General features: G+C 69.0%; 19 protein-coding genes. 7 read left to right on the top strand and 12 right to left on the bottom strand.

Annotated features, from left to right (window positions below):
• Positions 1 to 2: 2 nt before the first annotated feature.
• Positions 3 to 1559, bottom strand: coding sequence for a hypothetical protein (locus tag ACIPQB_RS13925; protein ID WP_446485838.1), 1557 nt, complete (start codon positions 1557 to 1559; stop codon positions 3 to 5).
• A 180-nt stretch (positions 1560 to 1739) separates the two neighbouring features.
• On the opposite strand from ACIPQB_RS13925, the gene ACIPQB_RS13920 reads away from it, so the two are divergent.
• Together ACIPQB_RS13920 and ACIPQB_RS13915 are read left to right on the top strand one after the other, a co-directional pair.
• Positions 1740 to 2069, top strand: coding sequence for a PadR family transcriptional regulator (locus tag ACIPQB_RS13920; RefSeq protein WP_446485837.1), 330 nt, complete (start codon positions 1740 to 1742; stop codon positions 2067 to 2069).
• Positions 2070 to 2083: 14 nt separating this feature from the next.
• Positions 2084 to 3073, top strand: coding sequence for an HAAS signaling domain-containing protein (locus ACIPQB_RS13915; RefSeq protein ID WP_446485836.1), 990 nt, complete (start codon positions 2084 to 2086; stop codon positions 3071 to 3073).
• Here ACIPQB_RS13915 and ACIPQB_RS13910 read toward each other — a convergent pair.
• Complete coding sequence (locus tag ACIPQB_RS13910; RefSeq protein WP_446485835.1) at positions 3070 to 3228, bottom strand: hypothetical protein; 159 nt, start codon at positions 3226 to 3228, stop codon at positions 3070 to 3072. The genes ACIPQB_RS13915 and ACIPQB_RS13910 overlap by 4 nt on opposite strands.
• A gap of 412 nt (positions 3229 to 3640) precedes the next feature.
• On the opposite strand from ACIPQB_RS13910, the gene ACIPQB_RS13905 reads away from it, so the two are divergent.
• Positions 3641 to 4795 (top strand): cell wall hydrolase, encoded by a 1155-nt coding sequence (locus ACIPQB_RS13905; protein WP_446485834.1) that lies wholly within the window; start codon positions 3641 to 3643, stop codon positions 4793 to 4795.
• Here ACIPQB_RS13905 and ACIPQB_RS13900 read toward each other — a convergent pair.
• Both ACIPQB_RS13900 and ACIPQB_RS13895 read right to left on the bottom strand, forming a co-directional pair.
• Positions 4755 to 5564: an SDR family oxidoreductase gene (locus ACIPQB_RS13900; RefSeq protein ID WP_446485833.1), complete on the bottom strand. Its 810-nt coding sequence runs from the start codon at positions 5562 to 5564 to the stop codon at positions 4755 to 4757. The genes ACIPQB_RS13905 and ACIPQB_RS13900 overlap by 41 nt on opposite strands.
• Before the next feature lie 53 nt (positions 5565 to 5617).
• Positions 5618 to 5803 (bottom strand): YegP family protein, encoded by a 186-nt coding sequence (locus ACIPQB_RS13895; protein ID WP_446485832.1) that lies wholly within the window; start codon positions 5801 to 5803, stop codon positions 5618 to 5620.
• 156 nt (positions 5804 to 5959) lie between these two features.
• On the opposite strand from ACIPQB_RS13895, the gene ACIPQB_RS13890 reads away from it, so the two are divergent.
• Positions 5960 to 6523, top strand: coding sequence for a DUF1003 domain-containing protein (locus ACIPQB_RS13890; protein ID WP_446485831.1), 564 nt, complete (start codon positions 5960 to 5962; stop codon positions 6521 to 6523).
• A gap of 77 nt (positions 6524 to 6600) precedes the next feature.
• Here ACIPQB_RS13890 and ACIPQB_RS13885 read toward each other — a convergent pair whose 3' ends face one another.
• Positions 6601 to 7254, bottom strand: coding sequence for an outer membrane protein (locus ACIPQB_RS13885; RefSeq protein ID WP_446485830.1), 654 nt, complete (start codon positions 7252 to 7254; stop codon positions 6601 to 6603).
• A 108-nt stretch (positions 7255 to 7362) separates the two neighbouring features.
• Positions 7363 to 8328, bottom strand: coding sequence for a GlxA family transcriptional regulator (locus tag ACIPQB_RS13880; protein ID WP_446485957.1), 966 nt, complete (start codon positions 8326 to 8328; stop codon positions 7363 to 7365).
• Positions 8329 to 8431: 103 nt separating this feature from the next.
• On the opposite strand from ACIPQB_RS13880, the gene ACIPQB_RS13875 reads away from it, so the two are divergent.
• Both ACIPQB_RS13875 and ACIPQB_RS13870 read left to right on the top strand, forming a co-directional pair.
• Complete coding sequence (locus tag ACIPQB_RS13875) at positions 8432 to 9148, top strand: DJ-1/PfpI family protein (protein ID WP_446485829.1); 717 nt, start codon at positions 8432 to 8434, stop codon at positions 9146 to 9148.
• Positions 9149 to 9224: 76 nt separating this feature from the next.
• Positions 9225 to 9674 carry a DUF2147 domain-containing protein gene (locus tag ACIPQB_RS13870; RefSeq protein ID WP_446485828.1) on the top strand — a complete coding sequence of 150 codons (450 nt, stop codon included), beginning with the start codon at positions 9225 to 9227 and terminating at the stop codon, positions 9672 to 9674.
• Here ACIPQB_RS13870 and ACIPQB_RS13865 read toward each other — a convergent pair.
• From ACIPQB_RS13865 to ygiD, 3 genes are all read right to left on the bottom strand, one after another.
• On the bottom strand, positions 9671 to 10396 hold the full coding sequence (locus ACIPQB_RS13865; RefSeq protein WP_446485827.1) for a glutathione S-transferase: 726 nt from the start codon (positions 10394 to 10396) through the stop codon (positions 9671 to 9673). The genes ACIPQB_RS13870 and ACIPQB_RS13865 overlap by 4 nt on opposite strands.
• Before the next feature lie 50 nt (positions 10397 to 10446).
• Positions 10447 to 11487, bottom strand: coding sequence for an alpha/beta fold hydrolase (locus ACIPQB_RS13860; protein WP_446485826.1), 1041 nt, complete (start codon positions 11485 to 11487; stop codon positions 10447 to 10449).
• 174 nt (positions 11488 to 11661) lie between these two features.
• Positions 11662 to 12435: a 4,5-DOPA-extradiol-dioxygenase gene (gene ygiD, locus ACIPQB_RS13855; protein ID WP_446485825.1), complete on the bottom strand. Its 774-nt coding sequence runs from the start codon at positions 12433 to 12435 to the stop codon at positions 11662 to 11664.
• Positions 12436 to 12609: 174 nt separating this feature from the next.
• On the opposite strand from ygiD, the gene ACIPQB_RS13850 reads away from it, so the two are divergent.
• A complete protein-coding gene (locus ACIPQB_RS13850) occupies positions 12610 to 13800 on the top strand; it encodes an acyltransferase family protein (RefSeq protein WP_446485824.1) in 1191 nt (396 codons plus the stop codon).
• 3 nt (positions 13801 to 13803) lie between these two features.
• On the opposite strand, the gene ACIPQB_RS13845 is transcribed toward ACIPQB_RS13850, so the two are convergent.
• The 3 genes from ACIPQB_RS13845 to nadC form a co-directional block, all read right to left on the bottom strand.
• Positions 13804 to 14289, bottom strand: a complete 486-nt coding sequence (locus ACIPQB_RS13845; protein ID WP_446485823.1) for a hypothetical protein — start codon at positions 14287 to 14289, stop codon at positions 13804 to 13806.
• Positions 14286 to 14879, bottom strand: a complete 594-nt coding sequence (locus ACIPQB_RS13840) for a response regulator (RefSeq protein WP_446485822.1) — start codon at positions 14877 to 14879, stop codon at positions 14286 to 14288. Before ACIPQB_RS13840 ends, ACIPQB_RS13845 begins: the two co-directional genes overlap by 4 nt.
• Before the next feature lie 134 nt (positions 14880 to 15013).
• Positions 15014 to 15814: a carboxylating nicotinate-nucleotide diphosphorylase gene (nadC, locus tag ACIPQB_RS13835; RefSeq protein WP_446485956.1), complete on the bottom strand. Its 801-nt coding sequence runs from the start codon at positions 15812 to 15814 to the stop codon at positions 15014 to 15016.
• Positions 15815 to 15925: the final 111 nt, after the last annotated feature.

The following is a 15925-nucleotide window of genomic DNA, read 5'->3' as shown; positions in this document are numbered from 1 at the left end:
GGTCATGGCTTCGCGCCAACCGCCGTTCGGCGGTCGCTCGCCTGGGTTTTGTCTGGTGGAACTGGCCACAGATCCTCCGCGCGATAGGTGTTGACCCGGCCCACCGCGTCGATCGCCGCGCGAACATCGGGCCGAGACCGCAGCTCGGCCGCGAGTTTGTCGCGATGGTCGTCGAAGTGGGTTTGGTGCGGGGGCGGTGGGAGGATCTGCAGCGTGCTGAGCGCCTGATAGCGGCGCGCCGGGTCTTTCAACCGTTCGATCAGCAGCGCTGCAGCGCCGTTCAAATCATCGCGGCAGGTCAGGGCCACATAGAGATTGGCTACGCCGTCCGCGCCCAGTGTGCGCAGTTGAGCAATGGCAGTGTCCGAGGCGGTGGTGTCGCCCAACTGAGCGTTGGCGCAGGCGATCACCCAGAGGGCCACGCTGCGGCCGTAAGGCGTGCTGTTGGACATGCTGACCGATTTGGCGGTGTTCAGCGCGGCGCGAGCACGTCCGGCCTGGATCTGGGTGGCGGCGAGGTTCAGTGTTTGGCTAACATTGGCCGCGCCGTACTCGGGCACCCGGGCCGCAATTTCCAGAGCTTCAAGGGCTTCGTCGCCGCGGCCCAGGACGCTTAGGGCGGCCTGTTGCGTATTGATGGCCCAGGCGAGGTTCTCGCGAGCGTCCTCGAAGGCGTCGGGATTGGCTCGGGCTGCGGCTGTGGCCTCATCGACAACGGCCAGGGCTTCCTCGGGGCGGTTGAGATCCAGCAGAGCCTTGGCGCGCGCGACCTGACCGGACAGGCGCTTGGGATGGAGCTTTAGCGCTGCATCAATCCGAGCAAGCCGCGTCAAGTTCGCCGCCTTCGGATCGAAGATCTCCGGGTGGGCAAGGGTGAGCGCATCGTATCGCTTGTCGGCCCGCATACCGATCAAGGCGTCTGGATCGTCGATCGCACGAGCCGAAGCGAGGGCCTGCTCCAGCCTGTTCCGCTTCAGCAGGCCCTCGACATGCACACGACGCAGGTCGGCTAGACCTCCGAAGGGATCGCGCGGCTTCCAGCCTGCGACCAAGGCGTCAGTCAGTTCGAAAGCGTCATCGTCGCCACTCGGAAGATTGGAAGCCCTGCGCCGCCATTGCAGAAGGGCTGTGTCGGTGAAGCGCTCCAATTCGCCCGGAAAACGGCGGGCGAATACGGCCAGGCTCCGGACGACCTCGGTCGTATCGCCGCTGTCGCGCGCGATAATATAGCGAGCGTACCATTCGTCCGATCCCGCGTCAGGAAGGGTGGTGGCCTGGACGATCGCGCTGCGGGCGGCGGGCCAATCCTTGGTCTCGTCAGCGCAAGCCGCCATCCAGGTCCATATGGCGCGCCGCACCTGGGTCGGGTTGTCATTGAAACGCGCCGTCTTCGTCAACCGGTCCAAAACCTTGTAGGCCGCGCCATAATCCTTCGCCGCCAAGTCGGCTTCCGCTTCTTGCAGCGCGCCGGCGGTGTCCTGATCGAGCGGCGAGGTGACCGAGGCCGGCAGGCCGCGGGCTTGAACCATCGACGGTGCTGAAAGTCCGGCGGCGAGCAAGGTTGCCGCCAAGATCAGAGATCGCAAACGTCCACCCTCAGATTGCTACCTTGGAGTGTCTTCTGCACGGTCAAGCTAGCCCAAGCAAGGCTCTTGCGATCCGATATACCATGTGGCACACAGTATGTGCCATACACTATGTGTCATACACTATGTGCCATACACTATGTGACGTACGCTATGTCCACTGATGCCGACATCTTCGAGACGCTGCGCCAGGAGCTGCGCCGCGGCACCCTGATCCTGGCCGTGCTCGCCCAGCTGCGGGTCGAGCGCTACGGCTACGGGCTGCGCCAAGCGTTGGCGCAGGTCGGCTTGGAGATCGACGAAGGGGCGCTCTATCCGATGCTGCGCCGGTTGGAGACACAGGGCCTGCTGACCAGCGAATGGCGCGAGGAAGACAAGCGCAAGAAGCGCTTCTACCGCCTGTCGCCCGAAGGCGAGGCCGTGCTGGCCCGGCTGTCGGCCGAATGGCGGGCGATGAACGACACCCTGGGAAACCTGATCTAGGAAGGAGGCCCGCCATGGACCTGCTCGATCGCTACATGGCCGCCGTCGCGGCCCTGCTGCCCAAGGCCGAGCGCCAGGACATCATCGCCGAGCTGCGCGACCTGCTGCTGAGCCAGATGGAAGAAAAGGAGGCCCAGCTGGGCCGGCCGCTGACCAGCGGCGGGCGCGAGGAGGTGCTCCGCGCCTTTGGTCATCCGATCGCCGTTGCCGGACGGTTCGGAACGCCGCGGTCAGTGATCGGGCCGGAGCTCTATCCGTTCTACATGTTCGCGGTGAAGGGCCTGCTGATCCTGTCGGCGGCGGTCACCGCCATTCCGATCGTCATCGCCATGTTCACCGGCGACGAGGGCGCCGCCGCTCCGGCTCGTTTCCTGTCCGACTTTCTGACCACGGCGATGATGATGATCGGGGCGGCCACGGTCGTCGGGATGGCGATCGAGCGCGGCTGGATCCGGCTGGGCAGGACTCTGGACTGGAAGGTCGCCGACCTGCCGCGCCTCGACCGGCGTGGCGGCAAGGTCCGGTCGCGGTTCAAGGCGTCGTTCGAGCTGGCCGCCACTCTGCTGTTCATTCTGTGGTGGACCGGCGCGGTGGAGGCGCCCTGGTCGGCCAGCACGGCCCGCAACGGGGTGTTCTTGAGCGGGGCGCCGATCTGGTCGACCCTGTACCTGCCGATCCTGGGCCTGGCGCTGGTCCAGGTCGCGTCCAGCCTCGTGGCGATGATCCGTCCCGACTGGGTGCGAGCACGGGCCGGGTTGGAGATCGCCGGCGCCCTGGGCGGGCTGGCCATGGCCGCGACCCTGTGGTCGGCCGGACGGCTGGTCGAGGTCACGGCGCAAGGCGCGACGGGGCCGCGGTCGGCGGACATCGCTGCCCTGCAACTGGTGATCGGCCAGATGTTCCAGATCGGCACGGCGGTCGCCGCGGCGATCTGCGTCGTTAAGCTTATCGTCGAGATCTGGCGGCTGTTCCGAGGCGCTCGGGCTCGTGAAGCGGCGGCCTAATGTGACTTGGCGGCGGTGTTGACCACCGCCCCGACGCCGGCCCCGACCGCGGCCCCGACCGGACCGGCGACCACCGCTCCGGTGATCGCCCCAGTGGCCGCCCGCTGCTCCATATTGTGGCCGCAGCCGGCCAAGGCGAACGCGATCGCGGTCATCCAGAAAACCGGCCGAAAAGCAGACATCATGTCCTCCAGGACATTGGCGCGAAGCTGCTTCAGTAACGGCGCCGATCAGGCGGGGTTCCGCAGAGAGCGGCCCGCCGGAAGTCTATCGGAAGGTGTGAATATTGGTCGCAGCCGCATTTTCGGGACTGTGGCGTTTTTTCGTTGGAATCAAAGCATTAACCATTGTGTCTGGCGCGCGGGCGGCCAAAATTCAGACTGCGGCGGCGCGCACGCTTGCGACTCGGTCATAGATGCGTCATAAGGCGATCCATAAGTAGGATTTCGGCCACATCGTGAACCGGTCGAACCTCCGCTTTCCAGGCTGCCCGACAGTGTTTTTCCGGGTCCCTTGAAGGCGTTTTTGTCGGGGGGCGGTCCGCCCTCGCCGCGCAGGACACGAGTTTTGAATATCAAGTCGCAGACGTGCGCAGACGCGCGCGCGCTGATCGGCGCTGTTTTGGTCGGATCCGCCACGGGTCTGGCCCTGGGCGGCGTTTACCTTGCGGGGGGCATGGCCCAGGCCGCCAGTCAGCACGCTCGCGTATCTCGCCTGGCCGACGGCGCCGAGGGGAACTTCTCCGACGCGGCGCTGTACCAGGCCGCGTCGCGGATGGACGCCGGCGCCCTGGCCATCGCCCGCCGGCACGATCCCTACACCGTCGCCGGCGCCGCCCAGCGCGACCGACAGTCGGCGCTGCTGGTCGAACGGCTCGAACAGCGTCAGCAATCGGACGCCGACTCGGCCCGTGAGCGCCAGCCGTTGCTGCTGCGCGCCAGCTTCGGCGGCCCGTTCAATCCCGCCGTCGCCCCGTTCCGCCTGACCAACGCCCTGGAAAGCTCGCGTGAACTCGAGTGCCTTTCCGAGGCGGTCTATTACGAGGCCCGGGGCGAGACCCCCAGCGGCCAGGCCGCGGTGGCCCAAGTTGTCTTAAACCGCGTACGCCACCCTTCGTTCCCCAAATCGATCTGCGGCGTGGTGTTCCAGGGCGCCTATACCCACACCGGCTGCCAGTTCAGCTTCGCCTGCGACGGCTCGATGCGCCATGGCCGCGAGACCGGAGCCTGGCGCCGCGCCCAGAAGGTCGCCGCTCGCGCCCTGTCGGGGGCGGTGATGACCGAGGTCGGCGCCGCCACCCACTTCCACACCACCGGCGTCGCTCCGGGTTGGGGCCCGCGCCTGCTGCGCGTCGCGCAGGTCGGCATGCACGTGTTCTACCGCTTCGGCGGTCGGGCCGGCGCGCCCGACGCCTTCAGCCGTTCGCCGCAGCCGTCGAGCGCCGACGACCTGCCGGACGCCACCCTGGTCAGCCTGCCGACCACGCCGTCGGCCGACGGCAAGGAGATCCCGGTCCTGCGGATCGCCAGCGCCCTGACGGTCGCGCCGTCGGCTTCCCAGGCTCCGTCCGGCGGAATGGTCGCGGGCGGCATGGGCGGCCCGGTGGGTCCGGTGTCCGAGCCCGCCTCGGCCCCGGCCATGCATCCGACCAAGACCTCGTCGGCGGCCGCGACCGATGCGGTCAAGTCGCCAGCGGCCGTCGCGACCGGAGCTGCTTCCTGACCGCGCCGGGCAGGTGGCTGCTGGCGAACCGCATCTGCCTGGCCCGCTTGCCGACGAAATAGTGCAGGGCCTTGCCGCGGACGGCCCGCCAGATCACCTCGGCGGCGTCCTCCACCGGATAGACCGGCAAGCCGCCGCCGCGCAGGACCTTGGCCATGTCGAGGTTCGAGCCCGGCTGGCCGGCCTTAAGGATCGGCGTCTCGATGAACCACGGCATCACGCAGGCGACGCTGACGCCCTGCGGCGCGAACTCGACGTCCAGCGCCTCCGACAGCCCGCGCACCGCGAACTTGGTGGCCGAATAGACCGCCAGGCCGGGCGAGCCGTAGAGGCCGGCGCAGGACGAGATGTTGATCAGCCGCGCGCCCGGCGTGGCCTTCATCCAGGGCAGGGCGGCGCGGGCCCCGTGGATCACGCCCTTGATGTTGACGTCGACCAGCAGCTCGATGTCGGCGTCGTCGTGGCTGTCGAACGGCCCGAACCGGGCGACGCCGGCATTGTTGAGCAGCACGTCCAGCCGCCCGTCGGCCAGCTTGGCGAAATCGGCCAGGGCGCGGGTCCAGGCGGCCCGGTCGCGGACATCAAGGGGATGGATCGCGCCGTTGGCGGGCCCGATGGCGGCCAGGCTCGCCTGAAGTCCCGCAGCATCGATGTCAGCCAGGCCGACGAACCAGCCCTCGGCGGCGAAGCGCTTTGCGGCCGCCAGGCCGATGCCGCTGGCCGCGCCGGTGATGAACACGGCCTTGCGGCCATCCGCGCTGACGGTCATCGCCGTCTCTCCTGGCAGCGGGGACACACCGGCGTGCGTCCCCGCGAACGGCTCTAGGCCGCCGTTTCGTCGACGATCTCGGCCTCGGGGCCGTTCTTCTTGAAGGATTCGATCGCGTTCTTGGCCGAGGCCTTGGCGCTGTAGCCCTCGGTAGCGAACATGGTCTCGCCGTTCGAGGCGACGAAGCTGACGCGGAATTCGTCCTTCTTGTCTTTTGTGATCACGAACTTGTAGGCCATGGGTGCGCTCCTCTTGCATGGACTGCGGCGTCAAGCCGGCGCGGCCAAACTCGCCTTTGACGCGCATGGCGTCAATCTCGGAGCGTGGCCTTTGGCATAGGCTTGCGCGACGCCGCGGAAGGCGCATCCTGCACCGATCTTCACCACAGGGCGCCCATGACACCGAACGACCGCCTCGACCAACTGGCCCGCGACCTGCTGGGCACGCCCTATTCGCAGCTCACCGAAATTCAGAGGAGCGTTATCGACCTGATCGCCGCCGAGGCTCCCACGGGTCTCAACAAGGCGCTGCTGGCCGACGACCGAACTTTCTGGGACCGGCTGGCCGACAAGGTGGCGGCGATCGGCGGCTCCTGGACCTTCATCGGCGGGTTCTGCGCCTGTCTGGCGCTGTGGATCGGCCTGAACCTTGGCCTAAGACCCTTCCATCTGTCGTTCGACCCCTATCCGTTCATTTTCCTAAACCTGATCCTGTCGACCGTAGCGGCGATCCAGGCCCCGGTGATCATGATGAGTCAGAACCGTCAGGCGGCGAAGGACCGGCTGAACGCCGAGCACGACTATGTCGTCAATCTGCGGGCCGAGCTGGAGATCATGCGCCTGCACGCCAAGCTCGACGCCCTGCGCGAGCGGGAGATCGTCGACATCCTGCGCTGCAACACCGAGGCGTTGGATATTCTCAAGACCCAGGTGGCGAAGATGGCCGAGGAGAGGGATTAGGCCGCCAAGCGTCGTCCATGAAAAAGGCGCGCCGGAAAGATCCGACGCGCCCCAAGTCATGTCGATTCCGGCGCGGCCTAGAAGGCGAAGCGGGCGCCGACCAGGGCGCCGCCGCCCGTCATGTTCAGGCGCGAGTCGCGCTCGCCCGACGGGCTGGTGGTCTTGATCTTGATCCGGCCGGTATATTGCAGGCGGCCCTCGGCGAACAGCGAGACGCGGGGCGATACGGCGACGCTGGCGCCGGCCATTCCCTGCAGGGTCAGGGCGTCGCCCTTGTCGTCGAGCAGGCCGTCGTCGATCTTCACCTGGGCCACGCCGAAGCCGGCGCCCAGATAGGGTTTCACCGGGCCCGAGACCGGGAAGTCGTAATAGCCGTTCAGGTCGAGGCTGAGGGTCTTGACCTTGCCGTCGCTGGCTGTGAACACGCCGACGTTGGAGGTCAGCGCGGAGTCGACCTTCTGGCTGCGATAGCCCAGGGCGATTTCGCCGCGCCAGTTGGCGCCGATCGTCGAACCCCAGGCCACAGCGCCCTGGGCGCCGGATTTGACGTCGGCGTCCACCGACCAGCCATTGGCGAAGCCGTAGTCATAGTCGGTCTTGCCGATCAGGCCGCCGGAGACCGAGACATATTGACCGCTGGCGGCCGAGGCGGCGACGGGCTTGACGTTCTGGGCGCCAGCGACGCCGGCGACCGCCAGGGCGGCGACCGCAGTGATGATGAACAAACGCATGAAAAACTTCCCCCATGAGGTACGCGTCCGGAGCGGACCGCCCGCCCATAGGGGGTGTCGTTCGTGCGGTAAATCCAGGGTTGCTTAAGCTTTGCTGTTTGTTGCGGGCTATGGCGCCGCTGCAACATGCGATTGCGCGGTTCGCGCCGCTCGCCGCAGGGCCTGCGGCGGCTGGCCGAAGGCGCGGACGAAGGCGCGGCGCATGCGTTCGGGATCGCCGAAGCCGGTCTCCAGGGCCACGTCCTCGACCTGCAGGGGCTGGCTGTCGAGCAGGGCCCGGGCGGCCTCGACCCGCAGGCGCTCGACCGCCTTGGCCGGGGTGGCGCCGGTCTCGGCGGCGAACAGCCGGGCGAAGTTGCGCGGGCTCATCGCCGCTTGCCGGGCCAGTTGCTCGACGCTCAGCGGTTGGGCCAGGTTCTCGCGGGCCCAGGCCAACAGGCCGTCGAAACGGCCGCCCTGCAGTTCCAGCAGCGCCGAGAACTGCGACTGGCCGCCGGGGCGGCGGTGATAGACCACCAGCTGCTGGGCCGTCCGGCGGGCGACATCTTCGCCGAGGTCGGCGCCGATCATCGCCAGGGCCATGTCAATGCCGGCGGTGATGCCGGCTGAGCTCCACAGGGATCCGTCCTGGACGAAGATCCTGTCGGGGTCGAGGCGCACGGCCGGATACCGCCGCTGGAAGTCCGCCGACCGCTGCCAGTGCGTGGTGGCCCGGCGACCCTCCAGCAGGCCGGCGGCGGCCAGGATGTAGGTGCCTGAACAGACGCTGGCGGTGCGCCGCGACCCGGCGGCGCTGGCGCGCACGAAGGCCAGGGTGTCGGCGCAGATGGCCGGGGAGCGGGTTCCCTCGCCGCCGGAGACGATCAGGGTGTCGAACGGCGGGGCCTGGGCGAAGGGCGTCGCGCTGATCGGCACCCCGGACGAGCTGGGCACGGCCCCGCCATCGCGGGCCAGGACGCTGAGACGATAGGCCTCCGGGACGAAGCGCCCGGCGATCTCGAAGGCGGCGATCGGCCCAGCGACGTCCAGCAGTTGGAAGTCCGGGAAGATCAGGAAGCCGACCGTGCGGGTCATCGCGCTCATGGGCGTCTCGCGGCTTGGCGTATTTCGAGGGAACTATGTCATTTCCGCCGGAGGCTAGGCGCGCCATGCTGCGGCGTCAATCGGAGGACGCCCCATGACCCAAGCCGCAGCCCCAGCCACATCCGCCCCGTTTCACATTGTCTTCGCCCTGTTCCCGGATGTCACCCAGCTGGATTTCACCGGCCCGCACCAGATCCTCAGCCGCCTGCCCGGCGCCCAGGTGACGGCGGCCAGTGCGGCCGGCGGGGAGATCGAGGCGGACGGTCTGGTGTTCGCCCGCCTGCCGCGCCTGGCCGACATCGACGGCTGCGACCTGCTATGCGTCCCCGGCGGTTTTGGAACTACCCAGGCCCTGGGCGACGAGGCCTATCTGGCCCAGCTCCGCCGGCTGGCGGCGGGGGCGCGCTATGTCACCTCGGTCTGCACGGGTTCGCTGCTGCTGGGCGCGGCCGGACTGCTGACGGGCAAGCGCGCCGCCTGCCACTGGGCCTGGCGCGACCAACTGGTCCTGTTCGGCGCGATCCCGGATCCGGCCCGGGTCGTGCGCGACGGCCAGGTGATCACCGGCGGCGGCGTGACGGCGGGGATCGACTTCGCCCTGGCCATTGTCGCCGAAATCGCGGGAGCCGAGGCCGCCCAGACCATCCAGCTGGCCGTCGAATATGCTCCGGCCCCGCCGTTCGACGCCGGCCGTCCCGAAACCGCGCCGCCGGCCGTGCTGGAAAGGGTCACCAAGATCTACGCCAGGGGCATGGATGAACGGCGGGCGGCGGCCCGCGCGGCGGGGGAAAGGCTGTTGCAGGGCGTTTAAGCCGCCCCGCATGTCTCGGTCGCACTTGATCCGAACGCAGACCTGCACGACAACGCAGGAGTGCTCGGAGGCGCTCATGCGTTCAGTCAAAGCCGTTCTCATTGTCCTGGGGGTCCTGGCGGGCCTGTCGACAGCCCTGCCGGCCTCGGCCGAGGACGAAGCCTTCACCTACGGCGTGTGGCGCAATCCCAAGAACAGCGTCCATGTCGAGATCAAGCCGTGCGGCGGCGGCCGGGCCTGCGGCTATGTGGTCTGGGCCAGCGCCGAGGCCCAGGCCGACGCCCGCAAGGGCGGCTCGGCCAATCTGGTCGGCATGCAGATCCTGCGCGACTTCAAGCTGGAGAAGAGCGGCAGCTGGCGCGGCAAGGTGTTCGTGCCGGACCTGAACATGACGCTTTCGGGCACGGCCGACTTCCCCGACGCCATGACCATGAAGGCCAAGGGCTGCCTGCTGCCCAACTTCCTGTGCAAGTCGCAAACCTGGAAGCGGGTCGACATCGCCGCCGCCAACACTCCGGCGTCCTAGGCAGGGTCCAGTTCCGGATAGCGCCGGAAGATTCCTTCGGTGTTGAATGCAAGGCGACGGTCCGAGGCTAGGTAGGCCCGGATGTTCGGCCGCTCCGCCACACGATCGCGGACCTGGATCACCCGTTCGAGCTTCGGCTCCAGCCGCTTCATCGCGTGCGGAAAGGCGTAGCGCAGGCCCTCGACCGTCTGGAACAGCGACAGATCGGCATAGGTCAGGGCCGTGCCGGTCAGCCAGCCGCCCTTCGGGGCGCGAGCCAGCACCGTCTCGAACCAGCCGAGGAACTTCTTCATCCGCTGAGTGCGGAACTCCTCGGCCCGCCGCGCGGCCTCGGCCTTCTGGTCCTCGTAATAGAGGCCGAGCCCGACGGGGTGGTGGACGTCATGGGCCTCGGCCACGAGGTCGGCGATGGTCAGCTGCAACTGATTGACCCAAAGCCGGCCGGCCTCGTCCCGCGGGGCCAGGCCATGGCGCAGGCCCAGGTGCAGCAGGATGTTGGCGGTCTGGCCGATCACCAGGTCGCCGTCGACAAGGTAGGGCGGGGCGAAGGGCGGGTGGTCCAGGGCCGGATCGCCCATGTCGGCCATCAAGGCCCGCTCGCCGCCATCGGCGCCGCCGTTGCGCGCCACATCGACATAGGCCGCGCCGACCTCCTCCAGCGCCAGCCGCACGAACTCGCCGCGGCCCTGGATGGTGGGCCAGTAATGCAACTGGTAGGTCATGCGAGGGGAACTGGCGGCGGACGGAAAGGATGCGGCGGTCCGTCCAAACGTCACGGATTTTCGCGTTTTTCCGCTGCGTCGCCGACGCTCCGGACGCGCTCCACGACTTCACGAACCGCAGCGATCACGACCTCTGGCTTGTCGTCCTGGATGACGTGGCCGGAGCCCTCCACCGCCACGTATCGCGCCTGTGGGGAAGCGCCGAGGAGGCGCTGGGTATCGGCCCAGGCCGCGGCTTTCAAGCGCTCGCCGCGTTCGCCAGGCGGAACGCGGCCTCCGCTCGACAGCATGATCAGGGGTTTGTCGCCCAGACGAAAAGGTTTGGCGATCGCCTGCGCCATGGTCACGCCCCCCGAGCCATCCGGACGCGCCGGCTGAAAGTTCGTGATTTCGGAGAGCGCCGCCTCCTGCTGCTTCGGCAGCGCATACTGGCGCCGCAACTCGGCGTCGAGCGCTGGGTCACCCGTCGGCGGATACCGGCAACCCGCCTTGCTGGAAGTGGCGAGCTCACCCGTCCGCGCCCGCTCTACACAGCGCTTGCGCGCCGCGAGCCCTTTCGGAAATTCGGCGACGGTCTCCGCCCGTTCCTCTTCGGTGAGGACATCCCAAACCATTCGGAATTCGTCGCGCGTCGTCGCATCCACCAACACCACTCCCGCGACCGCAGCGGGGTGATCGGTAGCGTACATCTGTACGTAAAGGCCGCCTGCCGAGTGGCCGACAAGGACGACCGGCCGGGTGATCCCCGCGCCCCGAAGCAGCCTGTGCAGGTCGTCCTCGATGTTCTCGCCGTGCGCGGGCCGGGCGAGCGGATCGCTCCAGCCGTAACCGGCCCGGTCATAGGCGCAGACACGGGTGAATTGGCTGATCTGGTCCTGCACTTTGCGCCAGGCCACGGCGCCCACCGGGGCGCCGGATTCGAGCAGCACGACGGGCGATCCCTGGCCCAGGCACAGGAGGTTGAGACGCCGCCGGCCCTCCACACGGACCAGGCGCCCGGGTTTGGCATAGAACGCGGCGCCGAGCGACGATGCGGGAGCGGCGGTCGCGACCTGAGGTGAAGCCAGGAGAGTGGCGATCGCGGCGGCCATGATCGATCGCCTGGCTTCTGGTCTGTGCAGCATGAAAACCCCCTGTGAATTACATATGTAATTCAATGAAGATTACATGCGTAAGAAGTGTCGTCAATGCAAGGCGTGTCGACCCCTCAGATCTCCCCGCGCGGTTAGCCGACGCCGCGCTCTCAAAGAGCGCTCGCGGCTCTCCTACCCGATCCGCACGCTGGTCATCGACACCGCCGCGAACAGGTCGTCGGTGAAGAACGACGCCGTCTCTCCGGGCTGCTGGGCGCCCAGCACATAGAGCAAGGGCAGGTAGTGCTCGGCGCTGTTGATGGCGATCTGGGCGTCGGGGCCGAGGCTCGGCCAATCGATCAGCGGGTCGTGGTCGCCGGCCGCGATCAGGGCCTTGGCGGTGTCGTTGAAGCGCGGCGCCCAGTCGGGAACCTGGCCGGTGCGGAAGTCGGCGGCCCGAAGATTGTGGACGATATCGCCGCTGCCGACGACCAGCACGCCCTCGTCGCGCAGGACGGCCAGGCGGCGACCGGCCTCGTAGTGCCAGCGGTCGGGGCGGCCGCGGTCCAGGCTCAGCTGCACCACCGGCACGTCGGCGTCCGGATACATCGGCGCCAGCACCCCCCAGGCGCCGTGGTCGAGGCCGCGGGCGGGGTGCTGCACGACCATGTCGGGGGCCAGAAGCTCGGCGACTCGCCGGGCCAGGGCCGGATCGCCGGGCGCTTCGTAGCGCACGTCGAACAAAGCCTGGGGAAAGCCGCCGAAGTCGTGGATGGTCTCTGGATGCTCCGAAGCGCTGACCGCGCTGGCGCCCCGGGTCTCCCAGTGGGCGCTGATCATCAGCACCGCCCTGGGCCGGGGCAACTCGGCGCCCAGCCGGGCCCAGGTGCGGCTCCAGGCGTTGTCCTCGATGGCGTTCAGCGGCGAGCCGTGGCCAAGGAACAGGGCGGGCAGGCGAGCGGTCATGGGCGGGTCCAATCGGAAACTCTTGCAGTTGCAGATGGGGTGCGGCCAAGCGGCGTTCAAGCGCGGCGAGGGGCGGCGGTCCGGCAACAGGCGGCGCGCTGCGATAGGACGTCGCACGGTTGCGCGCGTCGCGTGCTTCCCCGGCGGCCCCGGCTTTGTTAAGCCACCCAGGTTGTGAACATTCCCGTCCTTCCCCCCGTTGCGCCGGCAGGCGCGCCCGCCGGCGAACCGACGCTTTCGACCGCCGCGCCGGAAGCCGCGCCCGCCGTCGCCCGGCCAGCGCGCGCCGCCACCCGCGGCGGCGCGCTGGACCTGTTGCGATTCGTCGCCTCGCTGCTGATCGTCATCTATCATTTCGGGGCCGAGGGTCCGCTGCGGATCGAGCGTTTCGGCCAGGTGTTCTCGCGCGGCTTCCTGGCCACCGACTTCTTCCTGATGCTGTCGGGCTATGTGCTGGGCCGCGCCTATGGCGCCTCGACCCTGACCGGCAGGATCAGCCACGGCCGCTTCTGGCTGCGGCGGGTCGGCCGGGTCTGGCCCGGGCACCTGATCGTGCTGCTGCTGATGGCGGCCCTGGTGCTGGTGCTCAACAGCCTGGGCACCGACGCGCACAAGCCGTCGCGCTTCGCCTGGGACCAGCTGCCGGTCCAGGCCCTGCTGGTCCACGCCTGGGGCGTCAACAGCGACGGCTGGAACCTGCCCAGCTGGTCGCTGTCGGCCTTGATCGTCTGCTATGCCCTGTTCCCATGGCTGTGGCGCGCCGCCAATCGCGTGCGCCATCCTCTGGTCCTGCCGCTGATCGGGGCGGCGGCGTTCGCGGTCTGCGAACTGTTGGCGCGGCGGCTGTTTCACCACGCCCTCTCCGATCTGCCGTTCCGGTTCGGGGTGGTGCGGGCCCTGCCGCTGTTCACCCTGGGCGTCTGCCTGGCGCGGGCGGTGGAGATGGACTGGCCGTCGGAACGGGCGGCGCGGGCCCTGCTGGTCGGCGGCTGTGTGCTGCTCGCGGCGATGCAGCCGCTCGACCGCTACGCCCTGCCGGACGTGCTGATCTTCGACGTGCCCAGCCTGATCGCCATCGCCGCCATCGTGCTCGGGGCCGGGCGCCTGCCGGTCAAGCATCCCAAGGCCTGGATCGAGGAGGGCGCCAAGCTGTCCTTCGCCCTGTTCATCACCCATATCCTGGTCGGGGTGATCTATTGGAGCGCCGTGCACGCCCTGATCGCCGCCGTGCCGATCGGCATCGGCTGGCAATGGCTGATGTGGCTGGCCTCGTTCCCGATCGCCCTGGGCGCGGCCTGGCTGTTCCACACCTATGTCGACCAGCCGCTGCAGGACCGGTTGGCCCCCTGGCTGCGGGGGCGGTAGAGGTCAGTCGTTGGCGGGGACGCCGCCGCGCTGCTTGTCCAGCAGGCTGGCCAGGCCCTGCAGGATCGGCCCCTGCACGGCGGGATCGGCGGGCGTGCGGTGCAGCAGCTTGATCGAAGCGACATGGACCTGGAACGCGGCCAGGGTCGAGGGCGACAGGACGCCGGCCCGGTCCGGTAATTCGTCGAGCAGCTCGCAGAGCGATCGCGCCGCGACCTCGACGGCCGCGTTGCGCTCGGCGCCGCTGAGGCTGATGATGTCGGCGGCGCGGTCGTAGAGGCCCTTGGTCAGAGCCGCGGCGTCGGTCCCGGCGGCCAGCAGGGCGTCGAGCGCGACGATGTGGCCGTCGATCCCCTGCAGCGACGGCTCGCGCAGCACCTCCAAGGCGGCGTCGGCCCGCTTGAGCGCCTCGCCGACATAGAGGCCGCCCTTTTCCGCCATCAGCTGGGCCAGCCGCGGCCGCATGCGGCTCTTGTGGACCTCGCTCATACCAGCGACCTCTGCGGCTTGATCAGCATGTCCAGCTCGTCCTGGCTCATGTTGCGGCCGCCGTCGTCGCTGAGCTCCGCCGGGCCGTCGTCGCGGCGTCGGCCATCGGGGAATTCGACGGGCGGACCGGCGTTGCGCCAGCGGCGGTCGGGCCCGGCATAGGCCTCGCAGGTGATGAACAGCCGGTCGCTCCGGGCGACCCACAGGATGCGTTCCAGCACCACGGCCGGCGAGATCGGCTTGGTGATGATGAAATTGGCCCCGCAGTCGCGGGCCTTCTCGACATGGGTGCGGCGGGTGTGGGCGGTGACGACGATCACCGGCGTCATGCGGATGGCCTCGCCGCCTTCGCGCCGCAGCCAGCGGACCAGGTCGTAGCCGTCCATCTCCGGCAGATGGGCGTTGGTCAGGATCAGGTCGGCCGGCTTGTACTCCAGCTCCTCCTGCGCCTCCTTGGCGCTGGTCCGGCGCGAGAGGTCGCGCAGGCCAAAGCTCGTCAGCACGCCGGCCAGGATGTCGGCCGACTGGGCGTTGTCGTCGACGATCAGCGCCCGGGCCTTTTCGAGATTGATCTGCTGGCTTGGCTGCAATCCGACGCGCTCCATGGGCGCGGCGAGGCGCTGGAAGGAAGCCCCTGCTGTGCGCCGAGCGCGGTTAAGGAAGCGCTGCCTTGGGCCGGAGGGGGGCGGATTTGTCGCGGGGCGGCGTGCGCGCCGCCCGCCCATCACACCGCGTCCAGGCCGATGTCCAGGACCATGGCCGAATGGGTCAGGGCGCCGACGCTGATCACCTCGACGCCGGTCTCGGCGATGGCGCGGACGGTGGTCAGGTTGACGCCGCCGGAGGCCTCCAGCACGGCGCGGCCCTTGGCTAGGCGCACGGCGGCCTTGAGGTCGTCGAGGCTGAAATTGTCGAGCATCACCACGTCCGGGCCGTACCGCAGGGCGTCCTCCAGCTGGTCCAGGCCGTCGACCTCGACCTCGACCTTGACCAGGTGGCCGGCGAAGGCCCGGGCCCGGCGGACGGCCTCTCCGACGCCCCCGCACGCGGCGACGTGGTTGTCCTTGATCAGGATGGCGTCGTCGAGGCCGAAGCGGTGGTTGGTCCCGCCGCCGCAGCGCACGGCGTACTTCTCCAGGGCCCGCAGGCCGGGCGTGGTCTTGCGGGTGTCGACGATGGTCGCGCCCGTGCCGGCGACCAGCCGGACATAGGCCCGGGTCAGGGTGGCGATGCCCGATAGTCGGCCCAGCAGGTTCAGCCCCGTGCGCTCGGCGGCCAGCACGGCGCGGGCGTCGCCCTCGGCCCGGGCCAGGACCGCGCCCGGGGCGGCGTCGGCGCCGTCGGGGGTGACGACCTCGAAGCTGGCGGTCGGGTCCAGGGCCGCCAGGGCCAGGCGGGCGCAGGACAGGCCGGCGACGCGGCCGTCCTGGCGCGCGGCGAACATCACCGACAGCCTCGCGTCGGCGTCGATGCAGGCCTGGGCCGTGAGGTCGCCGGCCCGGCCGAGGTCCTCGGCCAGGGCCATGTCGATGATCGGGCGGACCAGGAGGTCGGGGAGAGGGGAGGGGCTCAAAACAACTCCGACAGCGGGATGCTGATCTGCAAGGCGGACAGCGGCGAGACGCGGGCGGCACCT

The sequence above is a fragment of the Caulobacter sp. LARHSG274 genome, assembly GCF_052871235.1.
Note: the sequence above shows the minus strand (reverse complement) of the source record. Positions and strands in the feature narration are given on the sequence as shown.